Source organism: Embleya sp. NPDC050154 (assembly GCF_044460165.1).
Taxonomy (GTDB): Bacteria; Actinomycetota; Actinomycetes; order Streptomycetales; family Streptomycetaceae; genus Embleya.
Genome location: NZ_JBITJP010000049.1, coordinates 1 through 24328, shown reverse-complemented (window position 1 = coordinate 24328; position 24328 = coordinate 1). Strand labels below are relative to the sequence as shown.

General features: G+C 69.5%; 22 protein-coding genes and 3 pseudogenes. 11 read left to right on the top strand and 14 right to left on the bottom strand.

What is annotated here, in order from left to right:
* The first annotated feature begins 311 nt into the window (after nt 1-311).
* Complete coding sequence (locus ACIBSV_RS49295; protein ID WP_395874325.1) at nt 312-1313, top strand: hypothetical protein; 1002 nt, start codon at nt 312-314, stop codon at nt 1311-1313.
* Between the two features lie 250 nt (nt 1314-1563).
* On the opposite strand, the gene ACIBSV_RS49290 is transcribed toward ACIBSV_RS49295, so the two are convergent.
* Nucleotides 1564-1770, bottom strand: a complete 207-nt coding sequence (locus tag ACIBSV_RS49290) for a hypothetical protein (protein WP_395874323.1) — start codon at nt 1768-1770, stop codon at nt 1564-1566.
* 185 nt (nt 1771-1955) lie between these two features.
* On the opposite strand from ACIBSV_RS49290, the gene ACIBSV_RS49285 reads away from it, so the two are divergent.
* Nucleotides 1956-3458, top strand: coding sequence for a pentapeptide repeat-containing protein (locus ACIBSV_RS49285; RefSeq protein WP_395874321.1), 1503 nt, complete (start codon nt 1956-1958; stop codon nt 3456-3458).
* Between the two features lie 257 nt (nt 3459-3715).
* Here the strand turns inward: ACIBSV_RS49285 and ACIBSV_RS49280 are convergent, their stop codons facing one another.
* Together ACIBSV_RS49280 and ACIBSV_RS49275 are read right to left on the bottom strand one after the other, a co-directional pair.
* Nucleotides 3716-4372 carry a hypothetical protein gene (locus tag ACIBSV_RS49280; RefSeq protein ID WP_395874320.1) on the bottom strand — a complete coding sequence of 219 codons (657 nt, stop codon included), beginning with the start codon at nt 4370-4372 and terminating at the stop codon, nt 3716-3718.
* 44 nt (nt 4373-4416) lie between these two features.
* Complete coding sequence (locus ACIBSV_RS49275; RefSeq protein ID WP_395874318.1) at nt 4417-4641, bottom strand: replication-relaxation family protein; 225 nt, start codon at nt 4639-4641, stop codon at nt 4417-4419.
* 137 nt (nt 4642-4778) lie between these two features.
* On the opposite strand from ACIBSV_RS49275, the gene ACIBSV_RS49270 reads away from it, so the two are divergent.
* A complete protein-coding gene (locus tag ACIBSV_RS49270) occupies nt 4779-4958 on the top strand; it encodes a hypothetical protein (RefSeq protein ID WP_395874317.1) in 180 nt (59 codons plus the stop codon).
* Nucleotides 4959-5841: 883 nt separating this feature from the next.
* On the opposite strand, the pseudogene ACIBSV_RS49265 reads toward ACIBSV_RS49270, so the two are convergent.
* A pseudogene (locus ACIBSV_RS49265) lies at nt 5842-5907 on the bottom strand (hypothetical protein); the annotation flags it as partial.
* A gap of 406 nt (nt 5908-6313) precedes the next feature.
* Nucleotides 6314-7177, bottom strand: a pseudogene (locus ACIBSV_RS49260) (NACHT domain-containing protein); the annotation flags it as partial.
* Between the two features lie 878 nt (nt 7178-8055).
* Between ACIBSV_RS49260 and fxsT the strand changes: the two are divergent.
* The 3 genes from fxsT to ACIBSV_RS49245 all read left to right on the top strand — a co-directional run bounded on the left by fxsT (nt 8056) and on the right by ACIBSV_RS49245 (nt 11565).
* Entirely contained in the window at nt 8056-10452 is a 2397-nt protein-coding gene (gene fxsT, locus ACIBSV_RS49255) for an FxSxx-COOH system tetratricopeptide repeat protein (protein ID WP_395874315.1), read from the top strand.
* A complete protein-coding gene (locus tag ACIBSV_RS49250) occupies nt 10449-10577 on the top strand; it encodes a hypothetical protein (RefSeq protein ID WP_395874313.1) in 129 nt (42 codons plus the stop codon). The genes fxsT and ACIBSV_RS49250 overlap by 4 nt, the downstream gene beginning before the upstream one ends.
* 211 nt (nt 10578-10788) lie before the next feature.
* On the top strand, nt 10789-11565 hold the full coding sequence (locus ACIBSV_RS49245; protein WP_395874311.1) for a hypothetical protein: 777 nt from the start codon (nt 10789-10791) through the stop codon (nt 11563-11565).
* A gap of 369 nt (nt 11566-11934) precedes the next feature.
* Here the strand turns inward: ACIBSV_RS49245 and ACIBSV_RS49240 are convergent, their stop codons facing one another.
* The 4 genes and pseudogenes from ACIBSV_RS49240 to ACIBSV_RS49225 all read right to left on the bottom strand — a co-directional run.
* Nucleotides 11935-12240 carry a DUF6191 domain-containing protein gene (locus ACIBSV_RS49240; protein ID WP_395874309.1) on the bottom strand — a complete coding sequence of 102 codons (306 nt, stop codon included), beginning with the start codon at nt 12238-12240 and terminating at the stop codon, nt 11935-11937.
* A gap of 212 nt (nt 12241-12452) precedes the next feature.
* Nucleotides 12453-13019, bottom strand: a complete 567-nt coding sequence (gene tpg / locus ACIBSV_RS49235; protein ID WP_395874307.1) for a telomere-protecting terminal protein Tpg — start codon at nt 13017-13019, stop codon at nt 12453-12455.
* 9 nt (nt 13020-13028) lie between these two features.
* Entirely contained in the window at nt 13029-15059 is a 2031-nt protein-coding gene (gene tap, locus ACIBSV_RS49230) for a telomere-associated protein Tap (protein WP_395874305.1), read from the bottom strand.
* Between the two features lie 115 nt (nt 15060-15174).
* Nucleotides 15175-15327 (bottom strand): annotated as a pseudogene (locus tag ACIBSV_RS49225) (hypothetical protein); the annotation flags it as partial.
* Nucleotides 15328-15562: 235 nt separating this feature from the next.
* Here ACIBSV_RS49225 and ACIBSV_RS49220 point away from each other — a divergent pair.
* Both ACIBSV_RS49220 and ACIBSV_RS49215 read left to right on the top strand, forming a co-directional pair.
* The gene (locus tag ACIBSV_RS49220) at nt 15563-15910 is read left to right on the top strand and encodes a PadR family transcriptional regulator (RefSeq protein WP_395874303.1); all 348 of its coding nucleotides are present in this window, start codon (nt 15563-15565) and stop codon (nt 15908-15910) included.
* Nucleotides 15911-16028: 118 nt separating this feature from the next.
* Entirely contained in the window at nt 16029-16631 is a 603-nt protein-coding gene (locus ACIBSV_RS49215) for a hypothetical protein (protein ID WP_395874301.1), read from the top strand.
* Nucleotides 16632-16948: 317 nt separating this feature from the next.
* Here the strand turns inward: ACIBSV_RS49215 and ACIBSV_RS49210 are convergent, their stop codons facing one another.
* The 3 genes from ACIBSV_RS49210 to ACIBSV_RS49200 form a co-directional block, all read right to left on the bottom strand.
* A complete protein-coding gene (locus ACIBSV_RS49210; protein ID WP_395874299.1) occupies nt 16949-17146 on the bottom strand; it encodes a hypothetical protein in 198 nt (65 codons plus the stop codon).
* A gap of 300 nt (nt 17147-17446) precedes the next feature.
* Nucleotides 17447-17851: a hypothetical protein gene (locus ACIBSV_RS49205; RefSeq protein ID WP_395874297.1), complete on the bottom strand. Its 405-nt coding sequence runs from the start codon at nt 17849-17851 to the stop codon at nt 17447-17449.
* Entirely contained in the window at nt 17848-18375 is a 528-nt protein-coding gene (locus ACIBSV_RS49200; RefSeq protein WP_395874295.1) for an ATP-binding protein, read from the bottom strand. Before ACIBSV_RS49200 ends, ACIBSV_RS49205 begins: the two co-directional genes overlap by 4 nt.
* A gap of 179 nt (nt 18376-18554) precedes the next feature.
* Here ACIBSV_RS49200 and ACIBSV_RS49195 point away from each other — a divergent pair, with 179 nt between their 5' ends.
* Nucleotides 18555-19763 (top strand): helix-turn-helix domain-containing protein, encoded by a 1209-nt coding sequence (locus ACIBSV_RS49195; protein ID WP_395874293.1) that lies wholly within the window; start codon nt 18555-18557, stop codon nt 19761-19763.
* A complete protein-coding gene (locus ACIBSV_RS49190; protein ID WP_395874291.1) occupies nt 19760-20299 on the top strand; it encodes a flavoprotein in 540 nt (179 codons plus the stop codon). Before ACIBSV_RS49195 ends, ACIBSV_RS49190 begins: the two co-directional genes overlap by 4 nt.
* An 84-nt stretch (nt 20300-20383) precedes the next feature.
* On the opposite strand, the gene ACIBSV_RS49185 is transcribed toward ACIBSV_RS49190, so the two are convergent.
* A complete protein-coding gene (locus ACIBSV_RS49185; RefSeq protein ID WP_395874290.1) occupies nt 20384-21193 on the bottom strand; it encodes a hypothetical protein in 810 nt (269 codons plus the stop codon).
* A 415-nt stretch (nt 21194-21608) separates the two neighbouring features.
* On the opposite strand from ACIBSV_RS49185, the gene ACIBSV_RS49180 reads away from it, so the two are divergent.
* Nucleotides 21609-22313, top strand: coding sequence for an AAA family ATPase (locus ACIBSV_RS49180; protein WP_395874288.1), 705 nt, complete (start codon nt 21609-21611; stop codon nt 22311-22313).
* Nucleotides 22314-22911: 598 nt separating this feature from the next.
* Here ACIBSV_RS49180 and ACIBSV_RS49175 read toward each other — a convergent pair.
* Nucleotides 22912-24183 carry a helix-turn-helix domain-containing protein gene (locus ACIBSV_RS49175; RefSeq protein WP_395874286.1) on the bottom strand — a complete coding sequence of 424 codons (1272 nt, stop codon included), beginning with the start codon at nt 24181-24183 and terminating at the stop codon, nt 22912-22914.
* Nucleotides 24184-24328 lie beyond the last annotated feature (145 nt).

The following is a 24328-nucleotide window of genomic DNA, read 5'->3' as shown; positions in this document are numbered from 1 at the left end:
GACCTGCCGCAGCGGCCGCTACGACGCACTGGACACTTGGGCCAGGGACGCTGCCCGCGTCGACATCCGCCCCGTCACCCCGGCCCAGGGCCGAGACTTCATCCTCGCCCGCGTCGACGACCCGCGCCGGTGGCGCGGGGTAATCCACGCCCTGGACACCGCCCCGTCCGGGTCACTCGCGCGAGGGCTGTCCACGCCGTGGCGACTGACGATGGCAGTGACCGTCCACGAACAACGCCACCCCCCGCACGGCGGCGTACCGACACGAACCGCGGAACCTCCTGTCACCAGCCCTGGCAACCGACGCGGCCATGCGCGACCACCTCAACGGCCTCTATGTCCGCGCCGCCAACCACCCGACGCCCGGCGTAGGCCGGGCCTATACCCCGGAACAGGTCCACACCTGGCTGGGCGTCCTGGCCCGCTACCTCGACACCAACGCCACCACCGGGCCGGTGGTGGGCGGCAGGAGGCTGTCCGGCACCGATCTGGTCCTCCACGAACTCTGGCCACTTGCCGGCAGCCACCGCGCCCGTACCGCCCACGCCCTCCTCTTCACCGCAGCGAGCATCGCGATGGGTGCAGCCGCCACCATCGGCTCACTGCTCTTGGACACCAGCGGAACGCTTCTACCGCCGCTGTGGATGGTCACAACCCTTTCTGCGGCCCTTTCCACAATGGTCGGGCTCCTCGGGATCCGAACCGAGACGTGGCCCTCGCCCACACGGCTCGCCCCGGACAAACTTCGCACGCCCCAGGGGCGGCTCGGGGCGGGACTGGGACTCAAGGTCGGTCTCGTGTTCGGTTTCGCGACCACGGTCTGGGGCGGGCTGGCATTCGAACTCACCACCGGGCTCACGCTGGGGCTCGCGGTCGGACTGATGGCCGGACTCGTCCTCGGAGCCGTCGCCGGGGGCGCCGAGGACGGCTCATTTAGTGTCAAGGACCCACGTGACCTCACCCGCGCCGACCTGACCGCCGGACTCGGATTGGCCCTCACGGGCTCACTCGCAGGCGGGCTACTGATGGGGATCCTGGGGAAACTCTCGGACGGCAACACGCTCGGTCTCAAGGTCGGGCTTCTGGCCGGGCTCGCCTTCGGACCTGCGTTCGGGCTCGCACTCGCCACGGCATGGCTACGGTACATCGCGTTCCTGGCCTGCACACGCCGCGGACCCCACCAGCTGCCCTGGCGCCTGGGGAGGTTCCTGAACGGCGCCACCAACGCCGGAATCCTGCGGATAACCGGAACCGCATACCAGTTCCGCCACCGCGAACTACAGGACTGGCTCGCCCACAACCCCACACCGTGAACCGTCACGAGCAAGAGATCGCTCTCACCGCCGCGAAGACCTAAGGGTCAGTGAATCTGATGGCACATCAGGTGATCGGGACCGGATTCATCGGTCCGCAACCACAGACTCACGCCAGGTCGTCCCCGACGGCATGACGCCGCCCCCGCATCTTCGCCCGCACCCCCGCCGTGGCCGCACTGCGCAGAGGGCCCGACCACGTTGGGGCCGCTGTGGTGTCGGAGGGTGTTGGACCTGTCGGGGGCGGTGTTCAATGTGCCGGTGGTGATCGAGGCCGCGGCGACCACGATTTCGCGCCGCCGAAGCTCGTGTCGAAGACCATGCTTCCGCTGCTGACCCCCGAATACGGCAAGGGGGTGATCGCGAGCTTCTCACCGACAAAGCTGTTGTTCCGGATGTTCGCGCGCCGGTCGATCGGAGCGATGAGCCGGTGCCGACGCCATTCATCGGCGCGCAACCATGCGCTCGTTCCACGTCGTCTCCGGTGGCATGACGTCGCCTCCCGCGCCCTCGCCCACACCCCCACCGTGGCCGCACTGCGCGCAAGGCGCGAGCGCGAGCGACCCCGTCGGATGCCGGGGCATACACGTCGCCGGTGGGCACACCCGATGCCTGGCCCACCTCACCGTCCCCGAGCGGACCGTGTACTTGGCCGCCTTGTCCCCGGGCACCGACGTCGATTGCCGCGGCACCGCCTTCGACGGGCCTCTCCTGACCGGACTCCTCGACGCACTCCGCGACCCCGCCACCACCCACCCCCGCCTCGGCAACGCCGACTTCCAGGACACGACGTTCATCGCCGACGCAGGGTTCGCAAACGCCACGTTCACCGCCGAGGCAAGGTTCAACGGCGCAACATTCTCCGCCGACGCCTGGTTCATCGACGCGACGTTTGCAGGCGCCGCCCGGTTCGACGGCGCGATGTTCGCAGGGAAAGCCTGTTTCAGTGGCGCGACGTTCGCGACGATGGCCCGTTTCCCCGGCGCGACATTCGACGCCGACGCCCTGTTCATCGGGACGACGTTCGCCACCGCAGGGCGACTGGGCCCTCTCGCGTGTCGGGGGCTTTTGGAACTGTCGAGCGCCGTGTTCGGGGCACCGATGACGGTCGAGGCCGCGGCAACGTCCGTGAGGTGTGTACGCACGCAGTGGGAGGCAACGGCGACCCTGCGACTTCGGTACGCCACCGTGGTCCTCTCCAACATGGTGGTCACACAGCCGATGGCCGTCGCCGCCCACCCCGCGCCCTTCGACTTCGGCGGGGGCGCCGTTGGCGAGTCCGGGCCGACCTGCGACCCGGGTGTGCGCATCGCGTCACTGCGCGGGGTCGACGCCGCGCACCTGGTCCTGACCGACACCGACCTCACCGGATGCGTGTTCACCGGCGCTTTCCACCTCGACCAACTCCACCTGGACGGCGACACCCGCTTCGGCGCGCCGCCCACCGGCTGGCGCCTGCGCAAGGGCGTCCCCGCCCGACTCGCCCGCCGCCGCACCATCGCCGAGGAACACCACTGGCGTGCCCTGTCCCCCGGCGAACCCCCGCCCCCACGCGGCTGGACACCCGGCCCCGACCACCCACACACCGCACTCACCCGCGGACCCGAGGACATCGGCCCCGTCTACCGGGCCCTGCGCAAGGCCTCCGAGGACGCCAAGAACGAACCCGACGCCGCCGACTTCTACTACGGCGAAATGGAGATGCGCCGCCACGACCGCAAACGCCCCACCGGCGAACGCGCCCTGATCACCGCCTACTGGCTGCTCTCCGGATACGGCCTGCGGGCCACGCGTGCCCTGACCTGGCTCCTGTTCGCCATGACCACCACCGTCCTCGCGATGATCCTGTGGGGACTGCCCACCAGCGACCCCAAACCGCACACAACCGGCGTGCTCCGGCCGGAACAACGCGTCGACCTGGTGACCGACAACCCCGGCCCCGTCCTGACCGGCGCCGTCCACGACCGGATCACCGCCAAACGCGCGGAGAAAGCCACCCGGATCGTCCTCAACTCCGTGGTCTTCCGCTCCTCCGGCCAAAACCTCACCACCGCCGGGGCCTACATCGAAATGACATCCCGCCTCCTCGAACCCGCCCTCCTCGCCCTCGCCGTCCTCGCCATCCGAGGACGCATCAAACGCTGACCACCACCCGCAGCCACAACACCGACAGGTACACGTGCACACAACACGTTCGAGGGCACGTTCGTCTCGTTCGGATGAACCACCCGCGCCGGGGCCCGGTTGATGCAACGGTGGACGGGTGCCCATCGCGGGGTCCACACACCTCGCCTCGTGACGTCTCGTGCGGACCGTGCCCCGACGGCGGACACGAGGGAACCGACTCCCACCGCGGCAACCCGCGGCCGGAGCCTCTCCCGGCGTCTAGGAAGAGCCATCGTTCACCCTGTGCCGGTGATCCCGGGAGAGCCTGTCGGGAGGCTCACGGTGGTAAAGCGCCATGCCTCTTCGTTGTCGACGTCCTGGCCCGGGGTCTTGCCGGTGTCGACGTGGCGCAGCATGTCGGCGATGTAGATGCACTCCTCACCGACCTTCAAGGGCGTGTTGTCGGACTTCTTGAAGGACTCGTGGACGGTGGTGTCGATCCACAACTTGTCGGTGGCGAGGGCCAGCCGGTGGAGGAGGTAGGTCGTTGTCGCCGTGGACAACGAGGCACCCTTCGTGTTGAAGGCACCGTGGGCAACGAAGTTCCGCAGGGAAACGAGGTCTTCGACCGGCGTTATGTACTCCCCGTCAGTTTTGGGGCAGGTAGCTTCCAAGTAGTGCAGGCCGTTCCTGAGCCGCAGTCCGGCGCCGGTGGCGGGTGCAACACAGTGGCCGACGAGTTCGGCCGCGATCAGTGCCGAGAACACCGAGCCCAGGTACACCCTGTTGCGGAAGGCGAGACCGGAGACGGACATGTGCTCGCGCAACAGGCCCGTTGTGTAGAGGTACTTCGCGCCGAAGGTCGAGATGCCGTGCTGCGCGGCAATCGGTTCCCAAACGTTTTCTTGGCCGGACGACAGTGTGCGTGTGTCGTTGCGTATCGCTTCCTTCATACGAACATGGTGGGCCGTGCGCAAGCGCTTCCCCAAGCCGTTTGTCACGGTCGAGACCACGATCTGCGCGGTGGGCCCGTCGCCCGGTCACCCGCGTCAGTCGAAGCCGTCGGGAGGGGCGGTGGGGCCGTGCCCTCGAACAGCGGAATCGCGTACCCCTCGACCTTGTCCACCAGGCGCCTCAGGCGCTCGGTCCCGGTGTCGTACTCCACCGCGAGCGTGGACCGGGTGGTGCCCTCGCGCCAGATCAAGACGGCGTCCGGACGCACAACAATCGGCTCGGACAGGGCAAGGGCCGTCGGGCAAGGTCGCGATCGACGCGGCCACGGTGCTCTCCGTGCTCACCGACCCCTCGGCCGCGGCCAACCAAGCCTTGGACGCCATCGAACATGCCGACGTGCCCCTAATGACTTCTGTGCTCGCGGCATGCCCACCCGTCCCGGGGGCCCGAGCGTGCGCGACGTACGCCGCCGAGCACGCCGACGACCTCCAACACCGGGCCCACGCAATCCGCCTGCGCACCCTGCACTGCGGCCGACCGGACCTCGAAGTCGCGGCAGAACTCGCCGAGATCATCAGTCCCTGACTCGGCAGCCCTGGCAATTCACTTGCTTCGGCCTGAGTGGGCCGCGATTCCACGGGTAGCTGACTCGTCGATCGACCTTCGGTGGCGTCACAGCCGTCTTTGCCGCGGGGAATCGGCACTTGAACTCGGCACAGGCGACCGCTTCATCGTCCTCATGGAGTCGGGTTTCGGGCAAGCCAGTCCTGGAGTTCGCGGTGTCGGAATTGATACGCGATACCTGTGACCCGCAGGAGCCCGATATCTGTCGCCTCGTCCAGGAACGCGCCAAGTCGCTTTGGCAGGCGTCCACGCACGCACCACAAGAGGACTCCGTACCTGAGAGCAAGCATCGGACCCAAGCTCGTCATCCCCAACACGATCGCGACCGTGACTGCATGGGGGATCGCTGCCTCGCGGCCAAACCCAGGCGCGAAGCTGAGGAAGACCACGAGTCCGAACGAAGGAGCGAGTGCAAGCACGCGGCTGATCCGAACCTTGGCGTCTCTCGTGATCACCTGATGCGCATTCGTGGCGCCTGTGGTTCCCGATGTCGCAAGGCCGCGGCCGAGCCCCACCACGAAGGCGAATCCCAGGCCGATGATCACAGCAACGGCCAGCCCAGTCGGCATACCGAGCGTTGGTGCGGCCATCAGGCCAGTGAACACCGCACTACCGGCTCCAAAGGCAACCGCCCAGAGTGTCGCCCTTCGTACACCGTCGGTCCAAGACCGCGAGTGGGGACGTCTGAGCACCACCGGCTGCTCCGGCAGGGGCCAAGCGATGCTCGGGACGCCGACGAGAACCACGATGAGCAGCCCACACAGAACGGCGGCGTTCATGATCGAGGAAACCGCAGACACGGCAAGTCCTCCGATGGCCGTGGCCACGAGACCTACGCCTTTGATCAACCGGTTGGCGAGTTTGGGGACGCGGCTTCCACCAGCGAGGGGCCACAGTTCGTGCAGGACCAGCTCGGTGCCCGAAAGTGCGCGTCCCTCGACTACTCGTGCGCTGGTGGTGTTCTCGTCGAGGTACGCCGCGAGGACCGCCAAGCGCGCGTGCGTCTGTTCAGGAGTCGATCGGGCCCGGCGGCCCTCGAATCCGCCGGACGGTCGATGTCGCGTGACAGCAGGAATGAACAAGGCCAGCAGATGATCGCGTACCGCTTCCGAGGTGTTCAAGGTCGGCGCAAGCAGGTTGCGCGGCTCCCGCAGGCACGCGTGGTTGTCCCGCTCTTCGTAGGCGGTCACGGCCAGGGTCAACCGCCAAGGGTTCGACAAGGCTCGGGACAGGGCGCTGCTCGGTGAGGTGTCGAGATGGTCCAGGACGGTTCGCCAGCGGCCGATGTCTCGGACTCGGCGGGTGAGGAAGTCCCGCGCCTGGCCGACGGTGACGGGGCGGATTTCGATGCGGGCGGCGTCCAGTACGCGATCTCCGCAGGTGCTCAGGGCGGCGTACCGGTCGGCACGGCAGGTCAGGATGATCGGCGCCTTGGTCTCGCGTTGCTGGTAGTCGTTCAGGGCTTCGATCGCGGCCCGGGCGCGCACAGCGTGGGTGGTGGCGTCGCCGTCCATCTCGTCGAGTCCGTCCAACACGGGCAGTACGTGACGGGCCGCGACCAGGCGGCGCGCGGCTTCGGGCCGAACTCGATACGTGGCCGTGAGATGTCGGGTCAACCAGGTCTCCAGCGGGATTCGCGTATCCCAGGAGGCGAGGGAAAGTCGGACCGGTACCGGCCGGTCCGGTGTGCGCTCCCCCAGAATCGCAAGGAGCAGCCGCACTGCGAGAACCGTCTTGCCCGCTCCCGGTGCCCCGGTGATCACGAGCCTTCGGGGAGCCAAGTCCCCGTAGTAGGAGGCGATCTCGGTCAACGTGCCGTCCGGGCCCGCTCCGGCCGCGTCTCTCGGCCCGGCGGAGTGGAAGACGAACCGCACGTCGATCGGTGCGTCGTCACCGGCAAGCAGGTCCTTCCACTGTGTGCGTTCCGCTTGTTCCACCGCGTCGGCCAACTCGCGCAGCAGGCGCAGAGGCTCGCCTTCCGCAAGCAGAGTCGCACGCCGCCCGTACACCAGCGAGGCGGCGCCTAGGACGGCGGACAGTACCGCGATCGGGAAACCCACGACGCCGGCCAACGACGCCTTATCGCCGACCTTGGCTTCCCCCGCCGTTACCCACCACACCAACGCCACCGCGGCAGCGCAGAGCAGGCACCACCCCACACTCGTCCAGCGACCGTTCATCTTCCCCACGTCGTGCATGGTCTCGTAGCAAATCCGAAATGGTCCCCGGAATCGACACATCGGGATCGTCTTGGCAACACCGATGACGACGACCCTTGTCGAGTACCCGGAAGGTGGGGTCTGTGAATCGAACATGTAACGGGCTTGGTGTAGTGGTTAGTTGCGTGCGGCACACAGGCGTCGATTGAAGGCGATGTCGAAGGCGTTCAGGGCTGCTTTCCAGCGCATGGTCCAGCGCTTGCGGCCCTTGAGACCCGAGTGGCGCTGCGGATGGTCGTGACGTCCTCCCGGGCGGCCGCTGTCAGTGTCGGCGCGGACTGGCGGAATTCGCCGTCGTGATCACGGCTCGGGATGGATGATGGTCCGGTGACGGGGTGGGCGAAGGCGTTGTGGTGGGTGTCGGCCGGGGTCGGAACCGTGGTGGCAGTCGGGTTGGTTGTGTGGGTATCAGCCGCAGATCTAGAACGTTCGGATCAGGTGGCGGGTGTGGTGGGTTCGGTGGTCGGGGTCGCGGCGCTGGGGGTTGCCCTGCGGCAATTGCACACGTCCACGCCGCCCGCACCGGTGCCTCCCGCGCCGCCCCCACCCGTCCCGGTGCGGGCAGAGGGCGGGTCGATCGCGGCTGGCGGGAGCGTACGCGGCGCGCGGGCCCGTGACACCACACCGAGTACGCACCCGAGCCCAGGCGCGCCAGCGTCGTCGAATGGTTCGGGGATCTCTGCGAGCGGCGGGTCAATCGCCGCCAGCGGGGACGTCGACGGTTCGTCCGCGCACTACGGCCCATGAGCGACGGTAGCCGCCGGGGGCGGCGGGTCCCGGATCCGCCTGTCACGAACCCGGATTCGTCCGCGCCTTCGGTATCCGAAGTGTCCGCCGCCATGGGAGCGAACGCCGCAGGCCGCGACGTCATCGATTCCGTCGCAGTGTTCGCCGAACGCGCCGTACCTCCAGAGGCATACGCCCCGATCCCCGCCGACGCGCCCGGCGCAGGAGTGTCCAACATCCCCCGCACCGGTCTGTTCGTCGGTCGCGGTGACGAACTCGCCGCGTTGGAAGAGGCGTTCGCCGTACCCGGCGAGGTCGTCGTGCACGCGGTACACGGACTGGGCGGCGTCGGGAAGTCCGCGCTGGCGGCCCAGTGGGCCGCGCAGCGCCCGGAGCGAATGCGGTGGTGGATCGTCGCCGACACCACCACCGGCGCCGACGGGGCGGCGGCCGTCGACGCTGGCCTGGCAGCCTTAGCTCGCACGCTGCAACCAGGACTCGCCGAACTGCCCGCCGAGATGCAGGTCACGCGGGCGACGCGCTGGCTCACGGAGCACGAGGGGTGGCTGCTGGTCCTGGACAATGTGGAGGACCCTGCCCACGTCCGCCCACTGCTCGACCGAATCCCCGGCGGACGGGTATTGATCACCACCCGCCGCGCCACCGGATGGCATCGCGACGCCACCACCTTGCGGCTGGGCACGCTGGAGCCGGACGAGTCGCTGGACCTGTTCACCAGGGTCGTCACGCACGACGCGCCGCAGCACGCAGAGGGTGCGGAGGCGGTGTGCGCGGAGCTGGGACACCTGGCGCTCGCGATCGAGCAGGCGGCGGCGTTCTGCGCGCGCACCGGCACCGCCCCCACCGCCTACCTGGACATGCTCGCAAAGTGGCCAGCCGCCGTGTTCGCCGCCGCCGAGCGCGGCGCCCCGGAACGCGCGGTGGCCCGGGTGTGGCGGGTGACCCTGGACCGCCTTGCCGACACCCCCCTCGCTGGCGACATCCTGCGCGTACTGGCCTGGTACGCCCCCGACGACATCCCCCGCGATGTCCTCGACCCGATGGCCACGCCGCCCGAGACAGCCACCGCGATCGGCGAACTCGTCGCCTTCAGCATGATCACCGATAACAGGGATGGCACCCTGTCCGTCCACCGCCTCGTCCAACACCTCGCCCGCACTCCCGACCACGACCGGGCCGACCCCCACCGCCTGCCCGAACACGTCGACCACGCCCTCAATCGAGCCACCGCACTCCTCGCTACCGCCTTCCCCAACGACATCACCCACCCCGACGCCTGGCCCCGATGCCGCACCCTGCTCCCCCACGTCGACGCGCTCACCGACCGGCACACCCCCGACCACGACACCCCCCACACCGCCCGCGCCCTCGACTGCGCTGCCACTTTCCGCGATGCGCAGGGCGCGCACCGCCTCGTCGTCCCTGCCCTCGAACGCGCCCTCGTCGCCCGGCAGGAATCGTTGGGCAACGACCACCCCCACACGCTGGCCTCCCGGAACAACCTGGCTGGCGCATACGAATCGGCGGGTGACCTCGGGAAGGCGATCCCGCTTTACGAACTCGCCCTGACCGACTGCGAGCGAGTGTTGGGCAACGACCACCCCCACACACTGACCGCCCGCAACAACCTGGCGTACGCGTACCTGGCAGGAGGTGACCTGGACCAGGCAATTCCGCTGTACGAACTCACCGTGGCCGACTGCGAGCGAGTGTTGGGCAACAACCACCCCAGCACACTGACCGCCCGCAACAATCTGGCGTACGCGTACCGGACGCTGGGTGATCTTGGGCAGGCGATCCCGCTGTACGAACTCACCGTGGCCGACAGCGAGCGAGTGCTGAGCAACAACCACCCCGACACACTGACCGCCCGCAACAACCTAGCTGGCTCATACCATTCGGCGGGTGACCTGGAGCGGGCAATCCCGCTGTTCCAGCGTGCCCTGGCCGAGCGAGAGCGGGTGTTGGGGGACGACCACCCCGACACGCTGTCCTCCCGGAACAACCTGGCTGCCGCGTACCAGGAGGTGGGTGACCTCAAGCAAGCGATCCCGCTGTTCCAGAGTGCCCTGGCCGGCTGCGAGCGAGTGCTGGGCAACGACCATCCCCACACACTTGCCACCCGGAACAACCTGGCTGGCGCATACGAATCGGCAGGTGACCTCGGGAAGGCGATCCCGCAGTACGAACTCACCCTGGCCGACAGCCAGCGAGTGTTGGGCGACAACCACCCTCACACACTGACCACCCGCAACAACCTGGCGTACGCGTACCAGGCAGCGGGTGACCTGGAACAGGCAATTCCGCTGTACGAGCTCACCCTGGCCGACAGCCAGCGAGTGTTGAGCAACAACCACCCTCACACGCTGACGATCCGCACCAACCTAGATGGCGCATACATGGAGGTTGGTGACGCGGAGCAGGCAATCCCGCAGTACCAGCGCACCCTGACCGACCGTGAACGGGTGCTGCCCCCGGACATTCGTTGACCGCGACGGTGCTGAGGAGTCTGGAACAGGCGCTGTCCGGAGTGCACGGCCTGGTCCAAGGCGTGAGCGTGGCCGCAGGCCGAGTCCTGGTCACCGCGGGCGTGTGGTGGATTCAGCAGCACTAGACAAGCATCCGGCTGTCGCGGCAACCACGTCGCGACAGCCGGATCTCGACACTATGCGGAACCGCGACCACCCGACGCGGCGCGCGGCATACGGCTCGCGGTAGTCCGGTGTCAGCGGCGGCAAACGAGAGAAAGATGGGCAGGCATGCCACACCTTGAGCCTGCGGAAGCACTGGCTACGTGCGAACGCGCCCTACGCGAACTCCTGACCATGGTCTTGGAGAAGAAGTTCGGAGCCAACTGGGCCACCCATGTCTTCACCGACGATCAGCTCGCCAAGATCCAGGAGATCCGGGAGGAGGAGACACGCAAACGTACGCGCCGCGGCGTGGCTGCCGTGCCGACCGACCCGCTGGTGTACGCCCAGTTCTTCCAGATCACCAGGTTCATCGAAAAGTACTGGGAGGACCTCCAGCCGGCCTTGGGGCCACACAAGAAGGAGATGGGAGCCCTCCTCGCGCGGTTCGAGGCCCTACGGAACTCGGTCGCGCACAGCCGTGAGCTCCTCCCCTTCGAGCAGGACCTACTGAGCGGGATCTCAGGGGAGATCCGGAACAAGGTGACCATCTACATGAGCAGTCAAGACCCCGCTGGCAACTACTTCGCCCGAATCGAGACCGTCACCGACGGCTTCGGCCACGTCGTCGAGTTCCATCCGATCGGACCGTTCGCCCTGAGCACGAACCTCGTTCTTCGCCCCGGGGACACGGTCACCTATCAGTGCCGCGGCACCGACCCCCAGGGGCGAACCATGCGGTGGTGGCTGGAAACGGACCGCAAGAGCGGTCGTGGGGAGCCGGTTTACGGAAACGATGTCGAACTCACCTGGACGGTGGCCGACCACCACATCAGCTCGTTCACCGACGTCTACGTCGTCATGGCCACCGACGCCTCTTACCATCGCTTCAGCCGGCACGACGGCATCGCACACTTCGTCTACTGTGTCCTGCCGCGAGAGACTCAACAGCCACAAGCACAAGCCGGTTGACGCCTTGACTCCTTCGTCAACCCGAGAATGCGATGAACCTTCGCTGGAAACCATGAGGGGTCACCCGGAGTCGCCGAGCAATCCCCAGGACCGATCTGCCATTCCGGCCCGGCGGCCTCGAACGCAACGAATCGCCCCGCCCGTTGGGCGGAGCGGTTCGTGTGGTCGGGTGGCGCCACCATCCTTCGTCGAGGAAGTTCGGTGTGACCGAGTGCTTGAGTTGGCGGATTGAGCGCACGAGTTGGCGGGCTGTGACCTGCGGGGATGCTGGTCGGGGCTTCCAGCCAGCGCTTGCGTTGACCAGGACCCGGGGACGTAATCAGCCCGGCTCTCGTTCCCCGAGTGGCTGCGGCGTGGCGTTTCCTTCGGTCAAGCGAACGTGGCGGTGCCGGCGGCGAGGTCGACTGTCGTCCTGGGCGGCGCGCAGTCGTGCTCGTCGTCGCGGAGGACGAGTTCGATCCTGCGCTGCTCCAACTGGACCCGCTTCGTCGGATAGAGCAGGGCGTGCAGTTCCTCGGTCGCGGTCGCGCCCACGGCACGCTCACCACGGCCGTCGCGTCGTCGCAGCCGTGCAACCAGCCAACGCGGGCGCTGCATGCGCAGCACGCAATGCCGGACCGCGGCGGCGATGAAGAACAGCACCACCAAGGCGGCGGGAAACAGGATGCTCCCCATGACGGACACCGAACTCGACATATCCGGGCAACGTTTCCGTGCCGTACGTGGTTCCGGGTCAGAGTGAAGCAGCCCGCGCGCCTGATCGACGGGCGACCGCGCGCCCGCCGCGCCGCTGAACTGCGACGAAGCGTCCGGCAACACGTGCGCTCAATCCGCCGGGTACGACGCTCATCCGCCAACTCAAGCGCTCAGTCACATTCGGTCTGCGCTCAGCCGCGGACGTCGAATTCGATGTAATCGACGTCGGTGAGCTCGACCTCGTCCAGGTCGCCGGCGCGGGTGCCGCCCTCCTGGAAGTACGACTGCTGCAGGCCTGCGGCGACGATGCGTTCGAGGTCGCGTTCGGAGGCGCCGGCGTGGTGGGCGTCGAACAACTCCTGGGCGTGGGTGGGCGGCAGGGGTTGGGTGATGCGGCGCATGCGGGGGTCGTCGGTGGATCCGGCCGCCGAGGAGAACCCGAACCGGGCCCTGGTCTCGACGATGACGCCGCCGGCGGCGGCCGCGCGTTGCTCGGCGCGGCGGCGGACCTGGGGTTGCCACAGGCGTCGGACTTCGGCGTCGATCTTGGCGTTGACGGGGCGGGGTGGGGTTTTGCGGTCGCCTTTGAGGTAGCGCTCGACAGTGCGTTGGCTGACGCCGAGGAGTTGGGCGACGGCGCGGGTGCGGTTTTGGTTCTTGGTCATGAGGAATCGGATGCGGGCTTTGGTGGATTGGGGTGGTTTGCGGGTGAGGACGTGTTGGGCGGCCTGGTCGAGGCCGTCGCCGATCTTGCCCACGATGGGTTCCTATTCGCCTTCGGCGACGGCGTCGACGCCGTCCTTGATGTGGCGGGCGGGGTTGACGGGTGGGTTGTCGGCGAGGCCTTGGAGGACCCATTCCATGGTTTGGGTGCCTTCGTGTTTGACGAGGCCGGGTCCGGCGCCAAGGCGGAAGCCGTGTTGGGCGGCCTTGCCGGGGACGGTGGGCGGGAGGATGTCGAGCGGGGAGGGGCCGGGGGATGCGTAGACGACGCAGTCGGAGAGGATCCCGAGCGGGTACAGCCCGGTGGCGTCGGCGAATTTGCGCATTTTGCGGTGCATGCCGATGCGGGCGTTGGAGATGACCGCGGCGCGGATGTCGGGGCGCCAGGTGGGGCGCTCCAGGGCTGCCCAGCGTTCGCCGCGGCCGTGGTGGGTGGCGCCTTGGGGGCGTTCGCGGAGTTTGCCGATGCCGCCCTTGACGGTGGCCTTGATCGCGGACAGCACGATCGCCTCGGCCGGGTCGGTCTGCTTGTGGGCGGCCATGGCGTCGAGGAAGGCCCGGTCGGTGAGGTCGGGGGTGACGCCCAGGTGCGCGATGGTGGTCATGTAGGCGTCGCGCAGGCGGGTGTACCAGGGGTCGAGGTAGGGGCCGTTCTCCGGGCGGATCCACGCCTGCAGCGGCTCGACGGTGGCGCCGAGTTCGGTGGCGTAGGCGACGGTGGGGGTGGCGTACCAGCCGGGTCCGGTGGGTGCGATGCCGGTCGGGGTGAACGGGGAGGGCAGGCGCGGGTCGAGGCGGATGCCGGAGAGGTCGACGTACCAGCAGCCCGGCGTCTTCGCGTCGAACCGCGGCGCGGTGACGTGGACAGGGGCGCCGATGCCCACCGGCAGGCGGGAGGCGGCGGCGAGGAACGCGGCGTTGACGTCGAGGCCGATGGCCCAGGGGGCTTCGCCCTCCGCGTCGGTGACGGCGTGGAGTTCGCGCGCCCACACGTACGCCTCCTCGACCATCACGTCGCGCTCGTCGCGGCCCTGCGCGATCGGGTGCTCCGAGACCGCCTCCGGCGGGGCGGGGTCGACGGCCTCCAGGAGGGAGCCGGCGACCGGGCCGGAGCGCCAGGTCCCGGTGGCGGGGTCCTTGACGGCCTGGGTCGGCGGGCGCAGCTCGGTCATCAACGCGAGGCCGGCGGCGGCGGTGGAGCCGCGGGGGGTGACCACGCGGGTGGCGTACGCACCCAGGAGGCAGGCGAGTTGCGGGGCGGGCAGGGAGGCGGCGTTGCCCCAGGAGCGGGTGTCGAGGGCGTCCCAGCCCGGGAACGCGAACTGCACGCACTGGCGGCGCCCGCCCTCGACGGGCTTGTAGACCTTCGTCCAGGAGCCGAAGCCGCGCTTGGTCAGCTTCCAGCCGGGCTTCAGCAACTGCTTGACCGCCTGGTGGGACTCGGACAGGCGCAGATGCTTGCGGTCGTCCACCTCGGCCGGCAGGCGCAGCCGCGCGGCCGCCGCAGCGGTCACCACCACCAGCGGGTCCGCGTCCCGGCCCGCGCGGTGCAGACGCTCCGCGCCCAGGCCCGCCTCCAGGGCCCAGGACACCAGCGTGAGCAGGGACTTCGCCGGGCACGGCACCACGCGGCCGTCCGCCAGGTGCGCCACGAGCGCGGCGTCGTCGGCGTCGTCCAGGTCCAGGACGGCGAGAGGGCCGGCCGGGAATCGATCGGGTGAGACCGGGTCGGCCTTTTTGGCTGTCCGGGGCCGGGTGGACGACTTCCCGGGCGCGCCATCTGTCGGGGCCTGCGCGGGCGAAGTGCCCGTCGGGGGCGCGGTGGGCAGGGTCGCCGGCCGGTAGGGCGTCGTCGCCGGCTTCGGCGCAGCCAGGGCGGCGGGCGGCGCTGGGGGGGCGGGTCCAGGGCGCCGCGGCTGTGACGTTCGGCGCCTGGGAGGGCGTCGATCCGGGCGTGACCGGTGTTTCGGTGAGGGGCCCGGTGCTTTCGGGGGTCGCCGGACGCTCGGGTTTTCCGGGGGCGGGCTCGGTGGGTTCGTCGTGGCTGGACCGGCTCGCCGGGGCCGTCGGATCACCGTCGGCGGGGTCTTCCGGGAATGCGGGGTAGCGCTCGGCGAGGCCGGCCAGGAGTCGAGCGTAGGCCTGGCGTTGCGGGGGACGCGGGTCGGAGCGCCCGGCTTCCCAGGCCACGACCGTCACGCGTTGCACGCCCAGAGCGTCGGCGACCTGCTGCTGGGTGAACGCGGCGGCTTTACGCAGCCGGGCACGTTCCGCCGGTGCGGGGAGATCGCTCTGTGCCTGGGCCAGCAGGGCGTCCACCGCGTCGAAGAGTGCATCCGACATGTTCCACCTCCTTCTCAAATATACCATGGATCACACTTGAACTTGACATGGATCTGACATCTCGCGTGCTTCGCGCTGGCGGATCGAACTCTGGAGAGTGGACAGGTCACGACTCGCGGGTGGACTCGATCGACCTATGTAGAGGAACAACAAACCCTATGTAGAATGGCTACGACCACACCCAAGGGAGCACACCAATGTTTGTAGACCACCCGGACCTAGAGGGAGGGACAGCGTGAGGATCAACGTCACCACCACCGTGGCGAGGGTCCTCCGCGTCTTCGTAGAGGACCCGCAGCAGCCGCGGTACGGCATGGAGATCATGCAGGCCGCGCACCTGGCGAGCGGATCGCTGTACCCGATCCTCGCCCGCCTGGAGAAGGCCGACTGGATCGTCGGCCACACCGAGGACATCGACCCCAAGAAGGAGGGGCGGCCGGCCCGCCGCCACTACACCATGACCGGCGAGGGCCTCCAGGCCGCCCGCCAGGCCCTGGCCGAACTCCACGAGCTCACCCGGGCCCCGGCGCCGTCGCCGGGGATCTGGCTCCCGGGAGCACAACCCAAGGGGGAAAGCGGATGACCGCTTCCCCTGTCACGCCGACGCCGCTCGCGAACACTCGCGATCCGCGCGTCGGTCCGCCGCCCGGGGTCCCCCCGGGCGGCGCACACAGGAAGAGAGAACAGATCAAATGCATCGGATGCTGGACGCGTTGGACGACTTGTCGATCGCGTCCCCGGGCGGGGCACCCACGTTCCTCGGGGCAACCGAACCCGAATGGGTCGCGGGGATCATCGTCGGCATCGTCATGTCCGTGACCGTCGAGGTCCTGAAGGTAGCGACCAAGAGGATCGGCACGAGCCTGCCGTTCGTGTTGCTGCGCCTGGCCAAGATCTCGATGCCCCGTGACCAGCGGTCCTGGTACGCGGACGTGTGGGTCCCCGAACTCCACGAACTGCTGACCCGCGAGGGCACGGGCCGGTGGAGCCGCTACCGCCGCGGACTCGGATACGCCCTGGCACTGGCCTTCGGCGGTGGACGCAGGACCGGACGCGCGGCAAGGGAACCCCGCCCGCACCGCGAGCACGCCGCCAAGCGGCCAGCTCGCGCCACGAATGTCATCGACCGGGGTTACTTCATCCTGAGCGCCATGGCACCCGTGGTGCCGGTACTCCTCCCCGTTCTGCGCGACCTCTTCCCGGGGCGTCCCTGGCTCGTCCTGAGCCTGCTCGTGGGCCTCCTCACCCTGCTCGTCGGCTGCTTCTCGGCCGTGTTCACAGCGCTGCGCCGTCGCCGCAACTGATACGTACACGAAACAAGGCCCGGGATCGGCGCGCGGACAAGCGCCGCCCGGGCCTTCGTGGCGGGAGCGTGGGGCGGCGAGTCCGGTCTCCGTTCAGGATTCACGCACTTGCATGCATTCATTCATGGAACCGACGAGACCGACCCGGGGAGCAATTCCGGTCGTCGAATTCGAAGCAGCATGACGGCACTCGCGCGCCGACCCGGTGACTTCGGACGGCGGCGGCTCGTTGGTCGGTCGTGGCCTCGCGTCCCCCGTCGTGCGGCCGCACCCGGGCCCGCCGACATCCCCCGATCGGCGGGCCCAACCACCGCCCTTCAGCGCTTCATCAGTTGATGTAACGCGAGCAGCACCACGACGCCGACGGTCAACGCGACACCGAACTGCGGTGCCCGATACGCCACGTACACCGAGGCCGCGAAAGCGCCCAGGAGCACGACGGTCCGCACATCGAGCGGACCATCCGGCGGCTGGGGATGGTCGCCACCGGGGCGGTTCGTCGGGTTGGCCGGCACGAGGCCCTCCAAGGGTCAAGGGCCCGCCGTTCGGAACCGGTCGCACGGAGCGCGGCGGCGGGCCGTCCAAGGGGCTCCCGCCGAACAGCGAAAGCCCGCACCTCTCCTTAAGGAGAAGGCCGGGCTTCACACGCGAAGCTATATCGATTCTGCGGCCGGGTGGCAAGTTTGCACGTACCAACCTTCCTGATGGGGCCCTACCTGCCTGCATGCGCCCGGGATCGGGCGCGGACCACGCGGGCGTGAAAACGACCCGTCAATGGGATCGGGCAGCCGCGGCAACCGCGCCCCACGGCTCGATCAGTCGTGCGGCTCCGGCTCGGTGATGGCGGTGGCGGCCTCGCGGATCGCCGCGCGTACGGCGAGGGTGGGGGTCAGGTGGTCGGCGATGCCGTCGGAGGTTGCCGGTGGCCGCAGCCAGGTCACCCTCGCGTCCGGGTCGGCGCCGGGCATCACGACCCAGGAACCCAGCCCGATCTGACGCGGTCCGCATCGGAGTTCGTCCTTTGGGACGGGTTCGTGGGCCTGGGGCGGGACGAGGATCCCGACGCGGCGCGAGCGTTGGTCGAGGACGACCGCGCCCAGCGGCACGCCGCGCTCGCGCAGCAGCCGCAGCGCGGCCAGGCCCAGGGGCACGTCGACGGCAATCACGTCGAACAGCACGCCGGTGGCCACCGGCCGCGGGCCGGGCTCGAACACGCTCACGCAGCCGTGCCCGCCGGGACCCGGACGACGAGGTCGCGGTGGCCGTCGGCCCGGTCGTCGACACCGACGCGGCCACCGGCCGTCTCGACCAGGCGCCGCACGACATACAGCCCCAGTTGCCCCGCTGCGGGATTCGGCCGCGTCGTGTCGTCGCCGGTCGGCCCGAGGAACGCGGCCGGCGCGCACAAGGCCGTGTCCGAGACGGCGACACGGGCCCACCCGTTTCCGTGGCGGACGGCCACCTCCACCACAGCGTCCGCGCTGGCGGTACGAACCGCGTACGTCACCAACTCGCCCACGCCCGCCCGGACCAGGTCCAGGACGACCCCTTCCCGCACGCCCCAGCCGATCAACCACCGCACGACCCGGTCGCGGGCCGTGCGCGGCGCGTACGCGTTCGCGGCCAACCGGACCCACGCGTGGGCGACACCATCGCCGTCCGGCGGACGGATGGGTCGGGCGGCTCCGACGGGCAGCGGCTGCGGGACCGTCACGGCGGCCCGGGACGGGTGAGCACGGGGCATCGAGGCCTCCCTGACGACGGTGGGCCCGCCCGGTCGGCCAGCAACCGGGCGCTGGCGGACCGGGCCGGGTTCGCGGATCGAGCCTTGCGGGGGTTCGGGATGCATCAGGCTAGGCGGGCATACAACGGGAGACCCCCACAAAATGTGGGGCTCGCGAACTCGGCCCCGGGACGGGATCCATGACGCAGCGCACGGTCGGACAACGGGTGTCGTATTGGCGGGAGCGTCGGGGCCTGTCCCAGCGGGAGCTTGCGATCCGGCTGGGGAAGTCGGCGAGTTGGATGCAGAAGGTCGAGTCCGGTGAACGGGCGTTGGAGCGTTTGCCGGTGTTGGACGCGCTGGCCGAGGCCCTGCGGGTGGATCTGCAGGTGCTGTTGGGGCGGGATCTGATGCGGGACAGCGACATGTGTCTGGACGGGGTGGAGGTGGCGGCGATCCGGCGGGCGTTGGAGCGGTACGACCACCTGCTCACCGCGCCCGGGGTGGCGGTGGATCGGGGGCGGTTGCGGATCGGGGTGCACTACGCGTGGGTGGCGTTCGCGGGCACCGACTACGGCACCCTGGGTCGGACGTTGCCGCATCTGATCGACCGGGCGCAGGCCGCCGTCGCCACCGCGGACGGCGACGACGCGGCGGAGGCTTCGGGGTTGCTGGCGCAGGCGTATCAGATCGCCTCGTCCACGTTGCGCAAGCTCGGCGAGAACGAGTTGGCGTGGCTGGCGGCGGATCGATCGCTCGCGGCGAGCGAGCGTTCCGGTGATCCGCAGCTGACCGGGACGGGCGCGTACCGGGTGGCGAACGCGCTGCTGGCGAAGGGCAGATGCGACGCCGCCCACGATTTGAACCGGCTCGCCGCCGATCGGCTCGCCACCGGTGAGCCGGCGCCGTCCAGGGGTCGGTTGGCGGTGTTCGGGACTTTGGTGTTGCAGGCGGGGATCGCCGCCGCGCGGGCCGGGCGCGACCGCGACGTCCACGCCCTGCTCGCCGAGGCCGACACCGCCGCCCGGCACGTCGGGGAGGGCCGCGACGACTACCGGACCTCGTTCGGCCCCACGAACGTGGGCGTGCACCGCGTGTCGGCGTGCGTGGAACTGGGCGACGGGGCGGCCGCGATCGCCGCCGCCGCCCGCATCGGCCAGGGTGGCCTGGCCGGGTTGCGCCCCGAACGGCGGGCGAACCACCTCGTCGACGTCGCCCGCGCCCACCTGCAGACCGGCGACGCCGAACAGGCCCTGACCGCCCTCCTCGAGGCCGAACACCTCGCGCCCGCCGAGGTCCGCTGCCGCCCCCTCGCCCGCAACGTCGTCACCGACCTCCACCGGCGTTCCAGAGGCGGGGCGCCGTGGCCGTTGCGGGAGTTGGCCGAACGCGCTGGACTGCCCGCATGACCACACCCGGCACCGCCCGCGTCCTGTACGTGATCGCCTGCGCCGCACCCCCGGCCGGCGACGTCGCCGTCCTTGTCCGCCACGCACAGGAACAGGGCTGGGACGTGTGCGTGGTGACCACCCCGAGCGGCCGCTCCTTCGTCGACGTCCCCGCCGTGGAGGCGCTGACCGGGCACCCGGTGCGCAGCGAGTACAAACAGCCCGGCACCGACGACGCGCTTCCTCCGCCGGACGCGATCGCGGTCGCCCCGGCCACCGTCAACACCATCGTCAAATGGGCCCTGGGCATCGCCGACACCCTGGCGCTGGGCCTTGTCACCGAGGCCATCGGCAAACAACTGCCCGTGGTCGCGCTGCCGTTCACCAACCGCGCCCAGGCCGCCCACCCCAAATTCGAGCGCAGCATCGAGGAACTGCGCGCGTGGGGGGTGAGGGTGTTGTACGGGCCCGACGTGTACGCACTCCACGAACCCGGCACCGGCGGCGACCACCTCCACGCCTACCCCTGGCACCTGGTCCTGGACGAACTCCCCTGACCCGACCGCCGGGCCGAGCCCGAGTCTCGTCCCGGTCTGCCGACGCGGGGTTCACTGCGCCGGTGGGCACGGCATGGCCGGTGATCACGGCGTCGAGTGCGGTGACGATGTCGCGGCGCGGCGCCTGGCCGCCAGGTCGGTGACGGTCGCCGGTGGCGTCGACGAGGACACGTCCGCAGTCGGCACGTTCTCGTCCCCGCCGCTCCCGGGCCGGGGCAGGGATCCTGCCGCGGCCCCGCCGCTCCCGGGGTTCGACCAGGTCCGGCACAGGTCGTCGAAGTCCTCACGCAGCACGGACAGGGCCTCCTCGGCGACCACGGTCGCCGGGTCGATCAGGTGCACGCCGTCCTCGAAGGCTTCGAAGCCGACCCTGGCCCACGCGGCGGTGATCCGCGCCGTAAAGCGGTCCCACTCCTCCGGCCCAAGCTCCCGGTCCGGTTCCCGGTCGGAGATCCCGGGCATGCAGGCGACCGCCCTCGTCCCCGGGAACAGTCGCTCGATCGCCTCCGCGGCCACGATCGGCCCCAGGCCGAAGCCCCGCCACCGCTCGTCGAGAACGACCCTGTCCATGACCAGCAGGTCCACGCCCATGTACTCCAGGTACTCGGCGGCCCGCTCGCCGAAGTCCCCGCTCTCCTCGTCGAGCAGCACACAGCCGATGCGGTGCAGATCCGCGGACTCCTCCTCCATCGCCCACCACGCGTTCATCCCCCGGTCCATCCGGACACGGAAGAACACCATCCGACCCACCGCGACGCCTTCCGGCTCGAACGCCGGGCAACCGGTGTCGCCCCGGCCCGGCGCCCCGTCCTCGCAGGAAACCTCGCCGTCCGAACCGAGCAGGGTCGGACAGCGGGTGTCGTCGTGCACCTCGTAGCCGTGCCGGACCGTCACCGTCCAGCGTTCGATCGTGCGGTCGTGGGATCCCCGCGCAGACCGTGCCGCAACGAGTACTCGAGGTGCAGCTCGGACGGATCGCCCGGCAGGTCCTGCGCAGTCTTGGTCACCCCGCCAGACTAGGACCGCTTCGAGGGCACAGGCGCCGAGTTGTCACGGTTGCGCCCGGGCTATCGGCCCGTCAGGCGCGGCAGCAGCATTCTCAGGTCGCGGGCGGCGCGTTCGGCCAGGGCGGTGGGGTCGTTCGCGGTCCATCGGTGCGCCGTCCCGAGCGCGTCCGGTCGCCTGCTCCGGGAGGTGCGGTGCCGTGGGTTCGGCGTCCGGTGCCTTTGTCGGTTTCGGGGTCGCGGTGGGTGGAGGGCGGCCAGACCGGGTCGCGTTCGGGGGTGTGTCGATCGGGAGGAATCGTCGCGTGTTCGTGGAGTCCGAGGCCGATTCCGTGGCCGTGTCCGGATGGGGTACGGCGGTGACCGCCGGGCTGCTGGAGGTCCACGAGGCGGTGCGGGAGGTCGCCGCGATCCCCGCGGTGGCGTGTGTCACCGGGGCGCCCGGGGTCGGGAAGAGCACCGCCGTCGCCGACGCGTTACGCGCCGATCGTGGTGAACGCGGGCGGGACGCGGTGTGGTTGACGTTCCGCTCGCGCCCCACGATGGCGATGCTGCGCGACGCCCTGTGGCAGCGGCTGTGGCCGGGGACGTCGCCCCCGCGCTCGCGCACCGATTTCGAGCACGGCCTCACCCGGGCGTTCGAACGCACCCGGCGCACCGTGGTCCTCGACCGCGCGGACGTGCTGCCGCGCGAGGCGTTGGAGTACTTCGCCGCCCTCGCGGAGGATCCGCGCGTCGACATCGCGCTGATCGCGATCGGCTCCCCCGCCTGGGGCACGGCACTGCCGCAACGGGCCCCGAAACTGCGCTCGTTCATCTACCGCCGCGTCCACCTGGAACCGCTGACCGACACCGAGGCCCACACGGTCGTCCCCGGCCTGCACCCCATCTGGGCCGACGCCACCGCCCACGCGATCACCGACCTCAACCACGACGTCGCGGGGGCCTTGCGGGGGTGGCGGCGGGTCACCGCGCACCGCCTCGCCGCACCGGGCGCCGATCGGACGTAACACCCGAGGACGAGCCGGTCGGCCCGCCGGCCGTGTCGGTGGGGGCGTGTACGTTCGCACGCGGCCGCCGGAGACCTTGCCTCCCCACCCGGGTCCGACGGCCACGATCGGCCCGCCGGCCACACGTGCGCACCCCCTGGCCGGCGGGCCGACCGGCGTCCCGGACACGGACCCGCGCGGGGGTCGGGCCCCATCCGGGACGCCGCACCGGACACGACGATCCTCACCTTGGACCGCCGCTCGACCCAGCGAGCCTTCGGGCATGGGATCGGGTTCTGGATCAGCCCAATTCGAGCTGAATCGGGATGGCTGTACCAACATTCGGCGAGGCCAGTGCAGTGATCGGGATTCCGAGTTGGGTTGCGATCGGGGTGTAGAGGTCGGTACCGACATCGGTGGACAAGGAGACCAGCGGCGCGTACGTGACCGGTCGTCAGATGCGGCTCCGGCGGTTGCGGGTCTTCCACCAACCGCCAACGGGGTAGACGGCCAGAAAGCCGCACTGGGCGAGTTGCACGGCGGATTCTTTCCACACACGTCTTCTCTGTCAAGTCGAGCGTGTTGACTTCCTGGGAGGACGAAGGCCGTGTGGTCGTGCTTAGTCTTTCGAAGGGCGGAGGACATCCCGATAGGTTTTGTCGGCGTCGAGGGCGCGTAGGAACCGCCCCCAGAGGCGCTCGACGATCGGCCCGGGGTGACCGGCCAGCTCAACCCAGTTTGTCTCCCCGGAGGCGCGGTATTCCTCCTCGTCGTATTTCGGTCGTGCCGTCGCCCCCATGAATTGGCGGTGTCCTTGGAGACCTCGGAGTCTGGTGCCGCCGACTGCGAGGTTCCAATTGCCGGTGTAGCCGCTCTCGTCGGCGACGGCGCGGACCAGTGCAAGGAAGCGGATGGTCTGGGTGATGGCCGTCTCGACGAGAATCTCCTCCGTGTCGTCGATCTCACTGCTGGACAGTCGACTCGAGAACAGGCGAAGGCCGCCGTCCTCGCGGATCTGGAGCTCAAGGGCGTTTTCCCGGCCCAGATTCGGATCGCCGTTCAGTGTGAACTCGCGCCCCGGACCGATGTTGCGCGTGGATCGGGACACTCCGTCAGCCAGCCTGTGCCGCTGTGGCGCGTTCATCAGGGTCGGGGGCGGCTCAGCCATGTCACGGATAAGGGCGGTGACCTCTGGTGCCAGCGCACTGTTGATCACCTGGGGAAGCCGGGACGGGTAGTCGTCGCTGGTGATCAGGTCCAGGAGCATGTCGGGGCGGCCGCGCTGCGGCTGGGCGACGAGGAACATGTGAGCCTGCTGCCGGTCCTCAAGCGGGATGGGGTCGCGGTCCATCGCGTGCTGAAGCAACGCCAGGACGGTCTGCTCCTGGTCCACCCGCAAGCGCTGCAGCCTGGTCACCTCCGCGTCTGAGAGTCTGCTCTTGGTCTTGTCGCCGCGCCCGAGGTACTCGTTCTCGACCATGTGCGGGGCGGTCGGACTGACCGGGATGTGGATGAGCAGGTAGCCCTCTGTGGGGTCGGCGGCGCTGGGGACGGTGCTGCAGACGACGCTGACGGGCGGCTTGGGGACGTGCCGGGCGACTTCCTCGACCCGCTCGGCCAGTCCCGCGAGTGGCTGGGGAACGAGCTTGAACGACTGCGTGGCCTTGTCCTCCTGGAGACCGATGATCAGGGTCCCGCCGTCGACGGCGAAGGAAGCCAGGTCGCGGGCGAGTTCCTTGTTGTGGTGCTTCCGCGGGGTCGCGGGGATCTCGCGTTTGGCGTCGACGTGGTGGTTCTCCTCGATCAGGCCGCCGTCGACCGCAGCTTGGATGTCCTGCTCGGTCTTCGGGGTCCAGCGGGGCGTGTCCCCGGACAGGTGGATAGGCGTCATGAGCCGACCTCGGATCAAAATTTGGGTTCCCGCAAGGTGCGGGCTCCCTGAGAAGCCGTTGTCATACCGAACTTGGCGTCGGGTTATAGGACTTGGGTTCTCGTTGGAGTGGTCTCGGCGCTGAGAGCGCATGAAAGCAGGGCCT

Bases quoted from the DNA above. Each gene is read 5' to 3' on its own strand.
- ACIBSV_RS49295 (WP_395874325.1), top strand. From the start codon at position 312: ATGCGCGACCACCTCAACGGCCTCTATGTCCGCGCCGCCAACCACCCG.
- ACIBSV_RS49280 (WP_395874320.1), bottom strand. From the start codon at position 4,372: ATGAAGGAAGCGATACGCAACGACACACGCACACTGTCGTCCGGCCAA.
- ACIBSV_RS49270 (WP_395874317.1), top strand. From the start codon at position 4,779: ATGACTTCTGTGCTCGCGGCATGCCCACCCGTCCCGGGGGCCCGAGCG.
- fxsT (WP_395874315.1), top strand. From the start codon at position 8,056: ATGGGAGCGAACGCCGCAGGCCGCGACGTCATCGATTCCGTCGCAGTG.
- ACIBSV_RS49245 (WP_395874311.1), top strand. From the start codon at position 10,789: ATGGTCTTGGAGAAGAAGTTCGGAGCCAACTGGGCCACCCATGTCTTC.
- ACIBSV_RS49240 (WP_395874309.1), bottom strand. From the start codon at position 12,240: ATGGGGAGCATCCTGTTTCCCGCCGCCTTGGTGGTGCTGTTCTTCATC.
- ACIBSV_RS49215 (WP_395874301.1), top strand. From the start codon at position 16,029: ATGCTGGACGCGTTGGACGACTTGTCGATCGCGTCCCCGGGCGGGGCA.
- ACIBSV_RS49200 (WP_395874295.1), bottom strand. From the start codon at position 18,375: ATGCCCCGTGCTCACCCGTCCCGGGCCGCCGTGACGGTCCCGCAGCCG.
- ACIBSV_RS49195 (WP_395874293.1), top strand. From the start codon at position 18,555: ATGACGCAGCGCACGGTCGGACAACGGGTGTCGTATTGGCGGGAGCGT.
- ACIBSV_RS49190 (WP_395874291.1), top strand. From the start codon at position 19,760: ATGACCACACCCGGCACCGCCCGCGTCCTGTACGTGATCGCCTGCGCC.
- ACIBSV_RS49175 (WP_395874286.1), bottom strand. From the start codon at position 24,183: ATGACGCCTATCCACCTGTCCGGGGACACGCCCCGCTGGACCCCGAAG.